This is a genomic window from Fodinibius sediminis (assembly GCF_900182555.1).
Lineage (GTDB): Bacteria > Bacteroidota > Rhodothermia > Balneolales > Balneolaceae > Fodinibius > Fodinibius sediminis.
This window is the reverse complement of sequence record NZ_FXTH01000005.1, coordinates 51797-68662: the sequence shown is the minus strand read 5'-3', so window position 1 is coordinate 68662 and position 16866 is coordinate 51797. Positions and strand designations below refer to the sequence as shown.

Here is a 16866-nt window from a genome sequence, read left to right as displayed (position 1 = left end):
TATGCTGGTAAAATCTCCCATGAAGAAGGACAACGTCCGGCCCAATAAACGAAAGAAGAAAAAAAACAGAAAAAAATCTTCCAGTCAATCAAACGGGAAGGTCTACGGCCGGAAAATCAACAGAGGAAAAAGCCAAAAGAAGAAGATTCCTTTTCCCAGAATTAAACCCTGGAAAGTTATCACCGGGGCTATTGTATTGGGTTTGCTGGGAATGCTGTACCTGAAACATGTATTTGCAACCCAGGAATTACTGCGCGAAGTACAACAGGCGGAACGCGAATACAACCAGGCAAAACGCCTGCACAGCAATTATCGGCTTACCTACGATCGAATGATCGGGCCGGCCGAAATATATGACAAGGCCAAAGGGCTGGGCTTCGTCAACGGGGGACCGGCCGAGAAGGTGATAGAGGTGGAAAAGTAGATGCAGGAAGAGCAATCAGGCATATTGAATCGCATGTTTGTGATCTTTGGGCTGGTACTTTTAGTACCCTGTGCCATTGGTATGCAGCTGGTTCGTCTCAACTTCCTGGAGGGCTCGGCTCTGCGAGAACTTTGGAGCGAGCAGGCTATCGATTATATTTCCATTCCCGCCCAGCGTGGCAACATCTATGACGAAGACGGCAGTTTACTGGCAACCAACTCCGTTGCTTATAAAATTGCCATCGATCCCAAAGTCAGCGGACTGACCCAAACCCAGATTCAACAGGTATGTGACACACTGGGCAAATACAGTTACAAGTCGCCCGGGCAGTACCTTCAAAAAATAAAGGGGGCTCCCTCCCGCTCGCGGTACGTGGTCTTGGGAACAAATGTGAAAGCCCAGGCCTATGAAGCCCTCCGCCAGCTTGATATCCGCGGAGTGATACTGGAAGAAGAATACGAACGGCGCTACAGCTTCGGTTCTCTCGCGGCCCATGTCCTCGGATTCGTGAATCATGAAATAACCGGGATGACAGGGCTCGAGCACCAGTACAATGAAGAACTTAACGGCGAAGACGGGGTACAGCAGGTTCGCCGCGGGCGCAACGGGCGCATCTATGCCTATGTGGGAGCACCGAAGAAACAGCCCCGGCGCGGTTACTCCCTCTATACCACCATCGATTCCCATATTCAGGCTATTGTAGAGGAGGAGCTAAAAGCCGGCATTCAGCGCACCGATGCCAATTACGGTACGGCCATTGTAATGGACCCCAAGACGGGCGCGATCAAAGCGTTGGCAAACCACCCGACCTACGATCCCAATAATTCGGCTTCTCTGAACGCCAGCAACCGACGGAATTTTGCCATATCAGACATGATTGAGCCCGGATCAACCTTTAAGCTGGTTACGGCCATTGCTGCTGTGGAACAGGAAAAAGTGGATTTCAGGGAACAATTTGAAACCCCGGACGACGGGAAAGTCAAGATCCACGGCCAGTGGATGCGCGATCACGATCCACTGGGAACGCTGACCTTCTCTGAGGTCATCGAACAATCCTCAAATGTTGCCACTTCCGAAATAGCTATGCGGCTGTCCAGGGATACTTTCTACCAGTATGCCCGGAATCTCGGCTTCGGCACCCCCACGAATGTGGACCTGCCCAATGAGGAGACCGGGCGTTTGCCCAAACCGTACGAGTGGAGCAAGGTCACCCTACCCTGGATGTCGATCGGTTATGAAGTGCAGGTTACTCCCATACAGCTGGCACAGGCCTATGCTGCTTTCGCCAACGGCGGCCGGATGATGCGGCCCTACCTGGTTGAAAAGGTGGTGGACAGCGAGGACAACACCATCTGGGAACAGGAAAATATTATTGTTCGTCAAATAGCTGAGAAAGGAACGCTGGAAAAGCTGTATCCCTCCTTTCAGAAGGTGGTCTCTGATTCAGGAACGGCTCACAAGGCCCAGGTGGAGGGACTGGCTGTCGCCGGAAAGACAGGTACGGCCCAGAAACTGATTAACGGACGCTATACCAATGAGTACCGGTCTTCCTTTGTCGGTTTTTTTCCGGCGGATGATCCCAAATACGTTGCGCTGATTGTGCTCGACGAACCCGATACCTATCCTCCCTACGGCGGGTGGACCGCGGGTCCCATTTTTCGCCAGACGGCCAAGCGTATTGCCGGGCTGGATAATGAAATTGAAAAACAGATTATTGAACAAGGTGCAAAAAAGGACGTCTGGGCGTATGCCCCCGATCTTCGGGGACTCAGCCGGCAGGAAGCCGCGTCACTGCTCCGGAAGCAATCCATTTCCCACTCCTTTCAAGGAGATGGCGACTGGATTACCGGCCAGCAGCCGACACCGGGCGATACGCTGGAGGCATCCGATAACATTATGCTTGAGTTATCAGGCCAGCAGGTTACAGCAGACACTACGGGCCTGCCGGAAGATTATTCCATCATTCCCGATGTAGGGGGGCTGAGCATGCGCAAGGCTGCACAGCTCATTGCAGGACGTGGTTTTGACATCAAGATGATTGGATCCGGCACCGTCTATTCCCAGTTTCCTCGCCCCGGGGACCAGATGAAGAAAGGACGAACGATAACAATCCGGGGCAAATCAAAAGCGTTGAAAACCTTAGTCAGCAAGTAATTTAAACACTCACAACACACAGCTTTACGTTGACCTTTAAAGAACTCATAACACTCTGCAAGCCCGTTGAGGTATCCGGACCGGAGCCTGACGAGCTTGGTATGCTTTGCCAGGATTCGCGCAAAGTGAAAGAGGGAGATGTGTTTATAGCGATCCGGGGTTTCCAGGCAGACGGGCACCTTTTTGTTGAAGACGCCATCGATAACGGAGCCTCGGTTGTAATCAGCGAAGAAAAAATGGATACCGGCCAGAGTGCCTGCAGCATCAGGGTTTCTGATACACGCAGGCTCCTGGGCCCCCTTGCCCAGGCTTTTGAAGGCTATCCGGCTGATCAGCTGAGGGTAATCGGCGTAACCGGTACCAATGGGAAAACAACGGTATCGACACTGACCTACCAGGTACTGCGAAAGCTGGGCGTCCAGGCTGCATTGCTGGGAACTGTTGCAAAACACCTGGGCCAGAAAACTATTGACAGCAAGCTGACGACTTCGGATCCCATTGTACTTGCTTCCGATATGAAGCAGATGGTCACTTCCGGCGTCTCTCACCTGGTGATGGAAGTATCATCCCATGCCCTGGACCAGCAGCGTGTGGAAGGCATCTCTTTTGACGTGGCAGCTTTTACGAACCTCAGTCACGACCATCTGGATTACCACGACAGCCTGAATGACTACGCCCGTGCCAAAAAGTCGCTTTTTGATTCACTGGATAATTCTACAACTGCCATCATCAACGGCGATGACGACCAGGCCCTGTTCATGATTTCCGACTGCCCGGCCCGAATCATCACCTTCAGTTTCAAAAAAGCCCTTGATATAGAGTGCCAGATACTGGCAAACAGTACGAGTGGACTAACCATCCGCATCGGCAAAACGCTCATCGAGAGTCCCCTGCTTGGCGTTTTCAATGCCTATAATCTCACGGAGGCTTTTTTAATCTGCCGAGTACTCGGTGTCGACGAGCAAGCTATTGCCGATGCCCTGCAAGAGGCAGATGGCGCACCCGGCCGGCTTGAACGCATCACCGGCGACACCGCGTCGCAGCCTACCATACTGGTAGATTACGCCCATACCCCGGATGCCCTTGCGAATGTACTGCAGACACTGAAAGCGATAAAAACGGAAGCTCAGGAACTGCATGTCCTATTCGGCTGCGGGGGGAACCGGGACCAGACGAAACGCCCCAAAATGGCCACTGTGGCCGAACAGTATGCCGATGAAATCACCGTAACCTCCGATAATCCGCGGGATGAAGATCCCGAAGCCATTATTGACGATATCATGGCCGGATTTGAGGACGCCTCGGCCGTGCACCGACTTGCTGATCGGCGGGAAGCCATCAGAAAGGCCATCCAGTCTGCCGACAAGAATTCCATTGTCCTGGTAGCCGGCAAAGGACACGAGACCTACCAGGAGATCAAGGGGCAGCGCCTTGATTTTGACGACCGGCAAATAGCCCGCGAAGCATTAGACACCGGAAATGACAACGCTAAATCGCCGGGGGCCTGATGTTATACGAACTTATGAGCTGGCTTGAAGTTAATTACCAACCGCCGGGTTTCGGCGCCTTCGAATTTATTACCACAAGAGCCGCCGTGGCTGCTGCCATGGCGCTCTTCATCAGCATCATGATCGGCCGACAGATCATTAAATGGCTCGAGCAGATGCAGCTTCGCGAGGTGATTCGGGATGACATTGGTCTCGATACCCATCTCGGGAAAGCCCACACCCCAACCATGGGCGGTATCATCATACTTCTTGCAATACTCATTCCCGCCCTGCTCTGGATGCGCATGGACAGCATCTATACCTGGATGATCATCCTGGTTACACTCATTTTGGGGGTCGTCGGTTTCGTTGATGACTACATTAAAGTAGTAAAGAAAGACAAGTCGGGGCTCAGTGGACGCCTCAAGATTGCCGGACAAGTGACCGTGGGCCTTCTTTTGGGATGCGTACTCTATTTTTGGCCGGACTTCCACGAATTTCGTACCCTTACCACAGTCCCCTTCCTGAAAAATGTCAACATCGATTACGCTTTTCTGGGAGAGGCGCTGGGATGGGTCATCTATATCCCGGTCGTCATTTTTGTGATCACGGCCGTGAGCAATGCTACAAATTTAACGGACGGACTGGACGGGCTGGCTGCCGGCACTTCCGCTATTTCCGGGCTGATCCTGGGTATCTTTGCCTATGTGTCCGGGCGAACCGATTTTTCCAATTTTCTCAACATAATGTACCTCCCCGGCTCCGGCGAGCTTACCATCTTTACGGCTTCACTGGTGGGGGCATGCATGGGTTTTCTGTGGTACAACACCCATCCTGCTTCGGTTTTTATGGGAGACACGGGATCACTGGCCCTTGGCGGGGCCTTCGGTGCCCTGGGTCTGATGCTGCATAAGGAGCTGCTGCTACCTATTGTCTGTGGCATCTTTTTCATGGAAACGATCTCTGTCATAATTCAGACTACCTATTTCAAATATACCCGGCGGAAGTACGGCGAGGGAAAACGAATCTTTTTAATGGCTCCCATCCATCATCATTTTGAAAAAAAAGGATGGCCCGAATCTAAAATCGTCGTCCGATTCTGGATTATCGCTGTATTACTTGGAATTCTCGGACTGTTAACCCTCAAGCTTCGATGATAGACGTACAGGATAAACATATCGTTGTGATTGGTGCCGCCCGCAGTGGCCTGGCTGCTGCATTGCTGCTTAAGCGGCAGGGGGCCGATCTTTTTGTATCGGATAACGGCCCGATCACTCCGTCTGTCAAATCGGCCCTCGCCGATCAGGCCATCCCTTTCGAGGAAAAGGGACATAGCCGGGAGGCCGAACAGGCCGATTTTGTGGTTTTGAGTCCCGGCGTACCCACCGAGGCACCGGTCGTACAGCATTATGTCCAGTCGGGCAAGCCGGTATTCTCGGAACTTGAAGTAGCCAGTTGGTTCAACCAGCGTTCGATTGTGGCCGTTACCGGGAGCAACGGTAAAACGACGGTTACCAACTGGCTGGATCATACCTGGACACTGGCAGGCCTTGCACACCGGACGGCCGGAAATATCGGTCACGCTTTTTCAGAAACGATCAATGTCGATGCCGAGCAGCATAAAGGCGATGTCTTGCTGGAGGTCAGCAGCTTCCAGCTGGATCATATCAGCAGCTTCCATCCTCATATCAGCCTGCTGCTGAACATCACCCCGGATCATCTGGACCGGTATGAAAACGATTTTGCAAAATATGCAGCGGCGAAGTTTAGAATTACAGAAAACCAATCCGCCGGCGACTGGTTCATATACAACTATGATGATCCAACCATAAGGGAACATGTTGAGACCCTGAAAAAAAATGAAGATGCTCCCCGTCTGCTGGCTTTTTCCAATCAGCAGGAAATTGAAGCATCCGGCGGGGCGTTTGTTCGTGACGAAAAGATAATACTCAAAGTTAACCAAGAAGAAGAGGTTTTAATGCCTATCAGCGATGTAAAACTTTCAGGAAAGCACAATCTGAACAACGGCCTGGCCACCGCTTTGGCCGCCCGTGCTTCCGAAATCAAAAATGATGTCATCCGCGAAAGTCTCAGCACCTTTGAAGGGGTTGAACATCGGCTGGAATATGTTCGGACTGTCAACGGCGTTCGATACGTGAACGACAGCAAAGCGACCAACATCAACGCTGTCTGGTATGCCCTGGACAGTTTTAATGTACCGGTCACCCTGATTTTGGGCGGCCGCGACAAAGGCAATGACTATAGTGAGCTGGCCGGGCAAATACGCGAAAAGGTTCACACCATTATTGCAATCGGCGAAGCCAGACCCATGATTGAAGAACAGCTTAAAACAGTGGTTCCTCATTTTAAGACCGCCGATACCATGAATGAAGCCGTCCGGATGGGTAAACGCAGCGCCAAACGGGGAGAAGTAGTACTGCTTAGCCCGGCATGCTCGTCCTTCGACATGTACGACAACTATAAAGACCGGGGCAATGAATTCAAAAAAGCCGTAAGCAGGCTTTAACCATTGAATCCATTGTCCGGAAAAACCCCTTGAGACAGGAGCTTTCAGCCGGATAATAATCAACAACTTATATGCTCTATACGACGCCAAATAAAAATATCTCCTCCATCATGGGCACCGGCCCGGATGAGATCGACACGCCCAAACAAGGCAGTGATCGCATCCTCCTGATTGCGGTGGTCCTGCTGATGATTTTCGGGAGTCTTGCGGTTTATTCGGCCATTGCCTTTTTTGCCGAAAGCAAGCATACTTCGGCCGGCAGTATGGTTTTGGGGCATCTTATGAAGCTGGGCATCGCCTTCCTGGGTATGCTCCTCGCCTCAAAAATCAATTATCACACCCTGGCCAAATTCAGCCGCTTCGGGATGGTCATAAGCTGGCTGCTGCTTATCAGCGTGATGATCTTTGGAACCGAAGTGTTTGGAGCCAAACGATCGCTCGACATTGTTGGCTTTTCATTCCAGCCCTCATCTTTTGCCACCGTGGCACTGCTTATCCACGTAGCGGTGCTTCTGGATGAAAAGCAGGACTATATCAAAGATTTTAAGCGGTCCTTTCTCCCCATCATGTTCTGGGTCGTCATCACCTGCGGACTTATAGGCATCGAGGATTTCAGCAGTGCTGCAATCCTTATGGGTCTTTCCATGCTGGTAATGTTTGTTGGACGTATCAGCATGCTGCAGATGGGCACTTTAATCATTGTTGGGGCCCTGGGCGCCTCAGTGCTGATTTGGCAATCGCCGGAACGGCAAAGCCGCCTTGATCACTATATTGATCAGATCATACAGATCAACAGCGATGAATTTAACATTGAAGAAGGCTACCAGGCACAGCAGGCACATATTGCCATTGCACAAGGCGAGATCTTTGGCGTCGGTATCGGGAAAAGTACCCAGCGCGACTTTCTGCCGGCTCCCTACAACGACTTTATTTTCGCGATCATAGCCGAGGAGTACGGAATGGCAGGCTCGATTATGGTGCTGCTGCTGTTTACGCTGATCTTATTCCGGGGCGTCGCCAAAATTGCAAAAAACGCACCGGATACCCTCGGCATGCTTATGGCGGTTGGGTGCACACTGACCATCGTCCTCTATGGATTCGTCAATGCCGGGGTTGCCAGCGGACTGCTGCCGGTGACGGGCTTGCCGATGCCCTTTGTAAGCTATGGCGGTACGAGCACGCTTTTTTCGGGTCTCATGATTGGAATCCTGATGAACATTTCGAAATACAGCAACGGTAAAAACACGGTATTCTATGCATAAAAACGCTAATCACATATCATCCCGTTCGGGTTCTGCGGCCGGAAACAGCAGCAGAATACTCATTGCCGCAGGCGGCACCGGGGGACACGTATATCCGGCTATTGCCATTGCGGATGCCCTGGACAGGGAATGTGAAGACGCGCAGATTCTCTTTGTGGGAACCAAAAATCACATGGAATGGGAAGCCGTTCCCCGCGCCGGCCATGATATTACGAGTATCTGGATCAGCGGCTTCCACCGGCGGCTGACCGTTAAAAACCTTCTTTTTCCCGTAAAACTGGCTACCAGCCTCGTACAGAGCCTGCGCATTATCAGCAGTTTTAAACCCGATGTGGTTATCTCCTGTGGAGGCTATGCAGCAGGACCAGTAGGCTGGGTGGCAGCCCGCAAGGGAATTCCTCTGGTTATCCAGGAACAAAATAGCTTTCCCGGCGTCACCAACAGGCTGCTGGGAAAACACGCGAGTCTCATTTTTACCGCTTTCAGAGATGCCGGAGGATTCTTTCCGCAGGATAAGATCATCCTGGCGGGCAATCCCACCCGGAAATCACTGACCAGCGTTGACACCGACCAGGCTTACGAAGCGTTTGGCCTGACCCCGGATATCCCCACTCTTCTTATCCTGGGGGGCAGCGGAGGCGCCCGAAGCATCAATGAAGCCATGGCCAAACATCTGCCAACCCTGCACGATGAGATGCAGCTCCAGATTATCTGGCAGTGCGGCGAACGGTACTATGACCGCCTGCGGGAAGACATTCATCCTGAAAATTATGATCATCTCCTGCTTACGGACTTCTTGCATGATATGCCGGAAGCATATGCAGTGGCTGACCTGGTGATAAGCCGGGCCGGGGCCCTCTCCTGTTCAGAACTGGCGCTGACCGGCAAACCGAGCATCCTGGTGCCTTCCCCCAATGTAGCCGGGGATCATCAGACCAAGAATGCCAAGTCCATGGTCAGTGAAGGAGCAGCCGAACTTATTGCCGATGACCAGTTGGAGGAAACACTCGCCGGTTTGGTCGGCCGGTTAATCACAGACCGGCAGCAGCTGAAAAAGATGCAAAAGGCGGCCCTTAAACTGGCCCGCCCCGAAGCCTCGGAGACCATTGCAACCGGAATCCTGGAACTGATACAGAAAAAAAAGCACCCATGACCATCATGCAGAACCGCATTCAGCATCCTGGGAGCCCGATGAACGCATAAACCACGTATTAAATGAGTAACAAGATTCAAACACAGCCCATTTTCGGACGAACCCGCCATATTCATATGGTTGGGATCGGCGGGATTGGTATGAGCGGGATGGCCGAAATTCTTCTGCAAAAAGGCTATGCTGTTTCCGGCTCTGATGCCAAAATGAGTGAAACCGTTGAACGGCTGCAGGAACTGGGCGCCGATGTTGCTATTGGTCATGATGCAAAGAATATTGAGGGCGCCGATGTAATTGTATACACAAGCGCAGTGAAGGCACAGGATAATATTGAAACCAAAGCTGCCCTTGAAAAGGGTATTCCTGTTATCAAACGGGCTGAAATGCTCGCCGAGCTGATGCGCATGAAATACGGTATCGGGGTTGCCGGTACCCATGGCAAAACCACCACTACAACCATGACCGGGCACGTAGTGCAGGACGGCAGTTTTGATCCCACCATCATTGTCGGGGGCAAGGTACACAGCTTCTCGGAGACCAACGCTGTTGTCGGCAAGGGCGACATCATTATTGTTGAAGCGGATGAATTTGACCGGACGTTTTTACGACTGCGCCCTTCACTGGCCGTCATCACCAATATCGAGGCTGAACACCTGGATATATACAGCAACCTCGACGACGTAAAAGAGGCGTTCATAGCTTTTGCAAACAAAGTACCCTTCTACGGGGCCGTGGTCCTGTGTCTTGACGATCCCAATGTACGGAGCATTATTCCGTCCATCGAGCGCCGGACCATTAGTTACGGCTTGACCCCCCAGGCCAGGGTGCGCGCTGCAAATATCGAGACCGATCACTTTAACAGCATATTCACGGTCATTGATGACGGCCGGGAACTGGGAACGATTACGCTCAGGGCGCCCGGTGAACACAATGTGCGAAATGCCCTGGCAGCTGTGGCCGTCGGACTTGAACTCGATATCGGTTTTGAAAAGATCAAATCGGGATTGGAGCGATTCGAAGGGGTCTTCCGTCGCTTTCAGCTCAAAGCTGACCATGACGGGGTTATAGTAATTGATGATTACGCGCACCACCCGACGGAAGTACAGGCCACGCTTGCCGCAGCACGCAAGGGATGGAAAGACCGCCGTCTGGTTGCTGTCTTTCAACCGCACTTGTATTCCCGCACACAGGAATTGTACAAGGAATTTGGTCTTTCCTTCTTTGATGCCGAGGTCTGTGTGATCACCGATGTTTATCCATCGCGCGAAGAACCCATAGCAGGGGTTGACGGCAAGCTTATCGCCGATGCGGCCAGGGAATACGGTCACCGGCAGGTTCACTATGTCAATGACAAGAAGGAACTGCCGGCACGGCTCAAGGAAATTGTGGAAGCCGGGGATGTCATTATCACAATGGGCGCCGGCGACATCTATACCTATGGCGAGGCCTTTGTCAAAGAACTGGAAACAGGAATCTCAAAATTGCACTAACAGCATTTAAACAGCAGACTGCGAACCGGATGACTAACGAAAAGAAACATAGCCCAACGGAAGCCCCCACAGGCAGGAGCAATCCTCTTCCCTGGGTGGCAGCCGCCCTTTTTATACTTGGACTGGCTGTTGTTGCCGGCTTCTACTGGAGCTCCAACATGAAGGTGCAGAAGGTCTATTATGAAGGGCATAGCTTTGTCTCCGAGGCACAGCTCCGGGAAATTGAGATACCAACCGGGATCCATCCCGACAGCCTGAACACCATGCAGATTATCGATCAGTTTGAACAGATTCCGTATGTCAAACGGGCCGCTGTAGATGTAACGCCCGGCGGAAATTTGACGATCCGGATCTCAGAACGGAAGCCTGTGGCCATGCTGGCCGACGGCGATACCAAACGATATGTGGACGAAGAGGGAGTTCGCCTTCCCGTGGTCTTAAACCGGGCTGTGAATGTCCCCCTGCTCTATGGGTTTGATGCCGGGGCGGCCGGCGACACCCTGAGTGGACAGGAAGCGCAAGCTGCATTGAATTTCCTGGGCCAGCTCCGCGAGAAACCGGTCAGCGATGCCACGATCAGTGAAATAGCCTGGACAGACAACGGTATCGTAGCACTGACAAACCAGCACGGCGTCAAACTCATTTTTGGTAAAAAGGACTTTGGCACCCGGCTGCGAAACTGGGAAGCTTTTTACGCAGAGATAATTAAACAGAAAGGCATTGAGAGCATGCGATCTGTCGACTTGAGATTTCAGGGACAGATCGTGACGCACGAACAATGATTAATCATATAACCGTACGTGGATAACATTATGGAAGAGCAAGAAGATAGAATTGTAGTTGGACTGGATATCGGCACCACCAAAGTATGTGCGGTCGTTGCTTCAATTGACCCACAGGACAGAATCCATATTCTGGGCGTGGGAAAAGCTGCGAATGAAGGACTCAACCGGGGCGTTGTGGTCAACATTGACAAAACCGTGAACGCTATTAAAGCGGCTGTTGAACAGGCCCAGCTGGCATCCGGCATTGAGGTAAACTCAGTAAACGTGGGCATTGCCGGCGATCATATCCGGAGCATGCGCAGCAAGGGCGTCATTACCATCAACAACAAGGATAACGAAATAACTGTGGACGATGTGGAGCGGCTGCTCGAAGACTGCCAGCGCATCATGCTGCCCACCGACCAGCAGATCCTCCACGTCATCCCCCAGGAATTCGTGGTAGACGGCCAGGACGGCATCAGCGACCCGGTGGGCATGAGCGGCATGCGCATGGAGGCCGAAGTCCACATTATCACGGGCCTCGTCTCGGCAGCCAAGAACATTTATCGGTGTGTGGAGCGCGCCGGCTACCAGGTGGCCGACATCATTCTCGAGCCCCTGGCCTCCTCTTATGCCGTGCTGGATGAGGAAGAAAAAGAGGCCGGTGTGGTGCTGGTCGACATTGGCGGCGGAACCACCGATGTAGCGATTTTCCAGGACAATACCATCCGTCACACAGCGGTTATCGCAATAGCAGGAAAAAAAGTAACCGATGATATTCGCATGGGCCTCAGCGTACTTGACGACCAGGCCGAGAAGTTGAAATGTGAGCATGGCGAGGCCTACATCGACCTCATTGAAGATGATGAAGCCATCACGGTACCAGGTATAGCCGGACGGCCGCCGAAAGAGATTACCAAAAGCATTTTAGGTAAAATCATCCAGGCGCGCATGGAGGAGATCCTGGAAATTGTCGCCATAGAAACCAAGCGCAGCGGCTACGCCGATGCCCTCAGTGCGGGGGTCGTGCTGAGCGGCGGTGGCTCGTTGATCAAGAATGTGTGTCCCCTCGCCAACGAGGTTCTCGGCATGGATGCCAAAGTAGGCAAGCCCATGGGGCTCAGCGGAGGACTGACCGAAGAGGTCAACAATCCCATTTATGCCACCGGCGTGGGACTTGTCATGCACGCCATCAAGACAGGAAGCGGTCCACAGAACCAGGCCATTGTTCCCTCCTCCACCAAGGGGTCCAGCGTGGAGAAAGTCATGGAACGGCTGGCGGATCGTATGAAAAGCTGGTTCAAGGAACTTTAAATAGTATCATAGCAATCAAGTCAAAAACAAAGCAATCTAAACAAGGAGTCAATTATGAGTAACTTAAATTCTCGTTTCAGTTTTGACATCGACAGTCAAGACAACGCAAAGATCAAAGTTGTAGGCGTTGGCGGTGGAGGAGGAAACGCCGTCAATAACATGATTCACAAAGGACTGACCAGCGTAGAGTATATCGCGCTCAACACTGATGCTCAGGCCCTCAAAAACAGCATGGCCGACATCACCATCCAGGTTGGGGCGAACCTTACCAACGGACTGGGAGCCGGCGCACGCCCCGAAATCGGGCGCGAGGCGGTTGAAGAGAACCGGCATGAAATTGAAGAAGCGATTGAAGGGGCCGACATGGTCTTTGTCACAGCCGGCATGGGCGGAGGAACCGGTACCGGCGGAGCTCCGGTCGTCTCGGGCATTGCCAAACGGAAAGGCATCCTGACGGTGGGCATCATCACTACGCCTTTTGAATGCGAAGGTCCCAAACGCATGAAATATGCCCGTGAAGGTATCACGGAGCTGAAAAAGAACAGCGATACCGTTATTGTTATTCCGAACGAGCGGCTGATGAATATTGCTGATGAAGATACCACCCTGCTCGAAGCCTTTGAACATGCCAACCAGGTACTGTACAATGCAACGCGCGGCATCTCGGACCTCATCCTGATGCCAGGTCTTATTAACCTTGACTTCGCTGATGTCCGCACCACGATGCTCGACGGTGGAGCGGCTATCATGGGAGCAGCCAATGCGACTGGGGAAGACCGGGCTGAAATTGCCGCCCGCGAAGCGATCAACTCTCCCCTGCTCGACGGTGTCAGCATCCGCGGGGCCCGCAACGTGCTGGTCAACATTTCGTCCGGTGCCAACCTGGGAATGAGAGAAACCACCACAGCCACCAGCATCATCCAGCAGGAAGCTGGTGAAGATGCTGAAATCATCCTGGGTACCGTCCTTGACGAGAGTTTTGATGATGAACTGCGGGTCACCGTCATCGCCACAGGCTTCGATTTGGCCGACAACCGCAACGAAGCCCGTGTGGCACCAAATAAGCAGGAAAACAGTGCCCAACCGAAGAAAGGTGCCATGGATGATCTGAAGATGCCGACAACCAGTGAGGTTACGGGACAAACCCGGTACTCAAAATCAGCAGATCAGCCTTTTTACAAGGGCGAGAAAAATCTTAAGCACATGGATCAGCCGGCTATTCACCGGCGGGGACTCAAAAACATCCATTCTCTCGACCAGAAGGATGAAGAGCAGAAAGAGCAGCCCAAAGAACAGCGCAAGGGTGATGAACTGCTCAACAACCGCCGGGAACGAATAGATAAAACAGATTCCGACCAGCCGGCTTTTCTCCGTAAAATCATGGACTAAGTCGCACTGGTTCTGTGACGATTGCTATGATTGAATGACACAAAACTGATATTCCAATCAGTTTCTCCATCCTGCTATATGCAGGATAGATTGCTAAATACAAAGGGAGTCCTTTGATCGGGACTCCCTTTTTTTAACTCTTCTTTTTATAACGGAAGGCGCCAATAACCGGCACCGGTGCGCCCGGCCCGAGGTATCTTCGCGCTCACCTGAACACCCTTATCGCTCCTACCCCGCGACATTTCCCTGATTACTTCTTACCAAAAGCGAAAGCTCCGCCTGGAGAAATTGTAGTTGCAGGTTGAATGTCAAAGGTTGAAGGTTGTGAATCTTTTTCCCTAAACAGCCGGCTATGTAGTTAAGGCATTTAGTCTCTTATTTAGAAATAATGCTTTATTCTTGTCCATTTTTTATCGCTAAAGTGATTGTTCCATTTTTGGAACGACGCATCCCGCATGCGCGGGACCAGCAGAGCTGGAGAACCCAAAAACGTCGCCGGCTGAGAAAACTCAGGAATCAGTCTCCGTCGGTACGTTGGAAAATAATTTAACTTGCTCCGCTGGTCGCGGAGCTTCAGACACCCCCGATGGTTCGGGGTTTATCCTCCGTACCGTCCTCGCCAAAAATGATCCCTGACTTTTCGTTAGGCCGGAGGTTTATTACTCTTTAATGAAAGCGACAAAGCCCACCGGAAGAATTTCTGTTTGACGAGGGGCTGGCGCCAATCCTTGATCAGCGTTTGAGATAGGTATCAGCACCGAGGAGTTAAATTCTTCTTGACCTTTTATGAGCCTTTTGGGTCAAGCCAAAAGTGGTCTATATAAAAAATGATATTGATTAGAAGATAGGGCAACAAGTAATGTATCAGCTAATGCATTACTTGAAAGACTACCCGCATGTCGTATTAACATCGTTTCGGACCTTGGAAAGAAAGTCTTCTACAACTCGAGCCTTTAGCCTTAAGAATAAAAGATCTCTCCCTCTCGGTCGAGATGACTTTGTGGGGCAGATAAAGAAAGAGTAATCATTTGTAAGGCTACTCGCATCAATCTAGCCCCCGTCATTTCGAACGGAACACCCTAGAGTGAGAAATCCTCTATTATCCGGGCACCCTGCGTTAAGATCAAAAAGTTATGGATCAGGGTTTCCCCGACAGCCGGCCTGAGCAGATAAGGTGTGGAAAGAGAGCGGGAGCGGCAATGAAAAAATACAAACAGGATTAAATTTAAAACACTTCCGTCAATAACTTGATCGCCATGCCCACCGCCAATACGGCGAAGGCATACTGCAAATACTGACGGTTTATCTTCAGATTAAACAGTGCTCCCACAAAGCCGCCCAGCAGACCGCCGGCGGCCAGCGGCAGGGCCGCACCGAAATCCACATAACCGATATGATAGGACGTAAGTGCCCGCGTCGTTCCGTTGAAGAAGGCCAGCTGTACCCATCCGGAAAGGGAAATGAGAACGATGGCCAGGGATGAGACGCTGACGGACTTCACAAACCCCTTCTTATACCACAGGTTCATCAGCGGCACCATGACGCCACCGCCGCCGATCCCCGCCAGTGCCGCCACAAATCCCCCCAGTCCCCCTGTTACCACCGACTGCCGCCAGGAGATGGGCCACTGATCGTGGCGGATCTTTTTCGTTTTCCGGGATCCCCTGCGGTAGAACATGTAAGCCACATAGACAAGCAGGAGGCTGAAAAAAATCACAAATACCTGTTGACTGTAATAGCCGGAGGTAATGACGACCTTCCCTGCAAAAATACCCGCTGCCCCCAGCAGTCCCACACGGATGCCCTCTGACCAATAAAAATTTTGCTGCTGAAACTGGCGAATCGAACTTCCCAGGGAAGCGATAAAGGTACAGAAAAGGGAGCTCCCAATGGTCAGAACCACCGGGTCTTCGATTCCGGCATCATTGAATACTACAAAAAGGATGGGCGTAAACAGGATACCGCCGCCCAGGCCGAAAAGACCGGCCACCATACCTGCAACAACCCCCAGCAAAAGCAAGAATAGCAGTTCCATCAGATTGTAATTTGACCTTCCAGGTACGTACACGCTTCTCCTGCAAGCAGTACCCGCCGGCCTCTGTCTTCACAGAATACCGTACCTCCCCGGGCGGATACCTGTCGCCCCACCAGTTCCTTCTGATGAAGCGTCCTGCTCCAGTAGGGTACCAGTATGGTATGAGCCGAGCCGGTGACTGGATCTTCATTCACCCCGGCCGCAGGGGCAAAAAAGCGGGAAATAAAATCAAATCTCTCATCCGTGGAAGGCGCTGTCACAATCACCCCGCGCGTATCAATGGTGCCAAGTAGCTGAAAGTCGGGCGCAATGGACTGAAGCCGCTCTCCGTCCTCAACCACACAGAGTATATCCATATCCCTGTAAACCTTAACAGCGGAAACCTGCAGGGCTTCTTCCAATGCCGCAGGTGGGTCAAAGGCATTAAGCCTGGCCGCAGGAAAATCCATAACCAGTTGCCGGCCCCTCCGGCAGACCTCCAGTTCCCCGCTTCTGGTATCGAAAACGATGCTCTCCCGGTCATAGCCCAGGTGTTCAAAGAGTACGTGGGCCGAACCGAGCGTAGCGTGTCCACATAAATCCACTTCCGTTGCGGGGGTAAACCAGCGAAGCTGGTATCCCTGGCCGGCCTTCACAAAAAAAGCCGTTTCCGAGAGGTTATTCTCCAACGCAATTTGCTGCATGAGCTCATCCGGGAGCCACCCATCCAGCGGGCAGACGGCCGCCGGATTACCTTCAAAGACGTCGGATGCAAACGCATCCACCTGGTAGAGACTAATGTTCATGGATCTGAATATCTGTTGTTTGATAGCATCTGGAGTTAAAGAAATATTTTGTTCTTTTCAAATTCATCATTCCGCCTAAATAAGC

At 52.0% G+C, this 16866-nt stretch carries 13 protein-coding genes; 11 read left to right on the top strand and 2 right to left on the bottom strand.

Features of this window, described 5'->3' with window-relative positions; translation table 11 throughout:
• Positions 1-19: 19 nt before the first annotated feature.
• The 11 genes from FN808_RS06830 to ftsZ all read left to right on the top strand — a co-directional run bounded on the left by FN808_RS06830 (position 20) and on the right by ftsZ (position 13961).
• Complete coding sequence (locus FN808_RS06830) at positions 20-424, top strand: hypothetical protein (RefSeq protein ID WP_246068292.1); 405 nt, start codon at positions 20-22, stop codon at positions 422-424.
• On the top strand, positions 425-2578 hold the full coding sequence (locus tag FN808_RS06825; RefSeq protein ID WP_142713818.1) for a penicillin-binding protein: 2154 nt from the start codon (positions 425-427) through the stop codon (positions 2576-2578). It begins immediately after the preceding gene.
• Between the two features lie 29 nt (positions 2579-2607).
• Positions 2608-4086 carry a UDP-N-acetylmuramoyl-L-alanyl-D-glutamate--2,6-diaminopimelate ligase gene (locus tag FN808_RS06820; protein WP_142713817.1) on the top strand — a complete coding sequence of 493 codons (1479 nt, stop codon included), beginning with the start codon at positions 2608-2610 and terminating at the stop codon, positions 4084-4086.
• Positions 4086-5222 (top strand): phospho-N-acetylmuramoyl-pentapeptide-transferase, encoded by a 1137-nt coding sequence (mraY, locus tag FN808_RS06815; protein WP_142713816.1) that lies wholly within the window; start codon positions 4086-4088, stop codon positions 5220-5222. The genes FN808_RS06820 and mraY overlap by 1 nt, the downstream gene beginning before the upstream one ends.
• Complete coding sequence (gene murD / locus FN808_RS06810) at positions 5219-6592, top strand: UDP-N-acetylmuramoyl-L-alanine--D-glutamate ligase (protein ID WP_142713815.1); 1374 nt, start codon at positions 5219-5221, stop codon at positions 6590-6592. Before mraY ends, murD begins: the two co-directional genes overlap by 4 nt.
• A 71-nt stretch (positions 6593-6663) precedes the next feature.
• Positions 6664-7854, top strand: coding sequence for an FtsW/RodA/SpoVE family cell cycle protein (locus FN808_RS06805; protein ID WP_142713814.1), 1191 nt, complete (start codon positions 6664-6666; stop codon positions 7852-7854).
• The gene (gene murG, locus FN808_RS06800) at positions 7847-9007 is read left to right on the top strand and encodes an undecaprenyldiphospho-muramoylpentapeptide beta-N-acetylglucosaminyltransferase (protein ID WP_142713813.1); all 1161 of its coding nucleotides are present in this window, start codon (positions 7847-7849) and stop codon (positions 9005-9007) included. Before FN808_RS06805 ends, murG begins: the two co-directional genes overlap by 8 nt.
• 89 nt (positions 9008-9096) lie before the next feature.
• Complete coding sequence (gene murC, locus FN808_RS06795) at positions 9097-10494, top strand: UDP-N-acetylmuramate--L-alanine ligase (RefSeq protein WP_185958299.1); 1398 nt, start codon at positions 9097-9099, stop codon at positions 10492-10494.
• 29 nt (positions 10495-10523) lie between these two features.
• Positions 10524-11276 carry a cell division protein FtsQ/DivIB gene (locus FN808_RS06790; RefSeq protein WP_142713811.1) on the top strand — a complete coding sequence of 251 codons (753 nt, stop codon included), beginning with the start codon at positions 10524-10526 and terminating at the stop codon, positions 11274-11276.
• 30 nt (positions 11277-11306) lie between these two features.
• Positions 11307-12572 (top strand): cell division protein FtsA, encoded by a 1266-nt coding sequence (gene ftsA / locus FN808_RS06785; protein ID WP_142713810.1) that lies wholly within the window; start codon positions 11307-11309, stop codon positions 12570-12572.
• Positions 12573-12626: 54 nt separating this feature from the next.
• Positions 12627-13961, top strand: coding sequence for a cell division protein FtsZ (ftsZ, locus tag FN808_RS06780; RefSeq protein ID WP_185958284.1), 1335 nt, complete (start codon positions 12627-12629; stop codon positions 13959-13961).
• A gap of 1225 nt (positions 13962-15186) precedes the next feature.
• On the opposite strand, the gene FN808_RS06775 is transcribed toward ftsZ, so the two are convergent.
• Complete coding sequence (locus FN808_RS06775) at positions 15187-15996, bottom strand: sulfite exporter TauE/SafE family protein (protein WP_142713808.1); 810 nt, start codon at positions 15994-15996, stop codon at positions 15187-15189.
• Positions 15996-16781 carry a PhzF family phenazine biosynthesis protein gene (locus FN808_RS06770; protein WP_142713807.1) on the bottom strand — a complete coding sequence of 262 codons (786 nt, stop codon included), beginning with the start codon at positions 16779-16781 and terminating at the stop codon, positions 15996-15998. Before FN808_RS06770 ends, FN808_RS06775 begins: the two co-directional genes overlap by 1 nt.
• Positions 16782-16866: the final 85 nt, after the last annotated feature.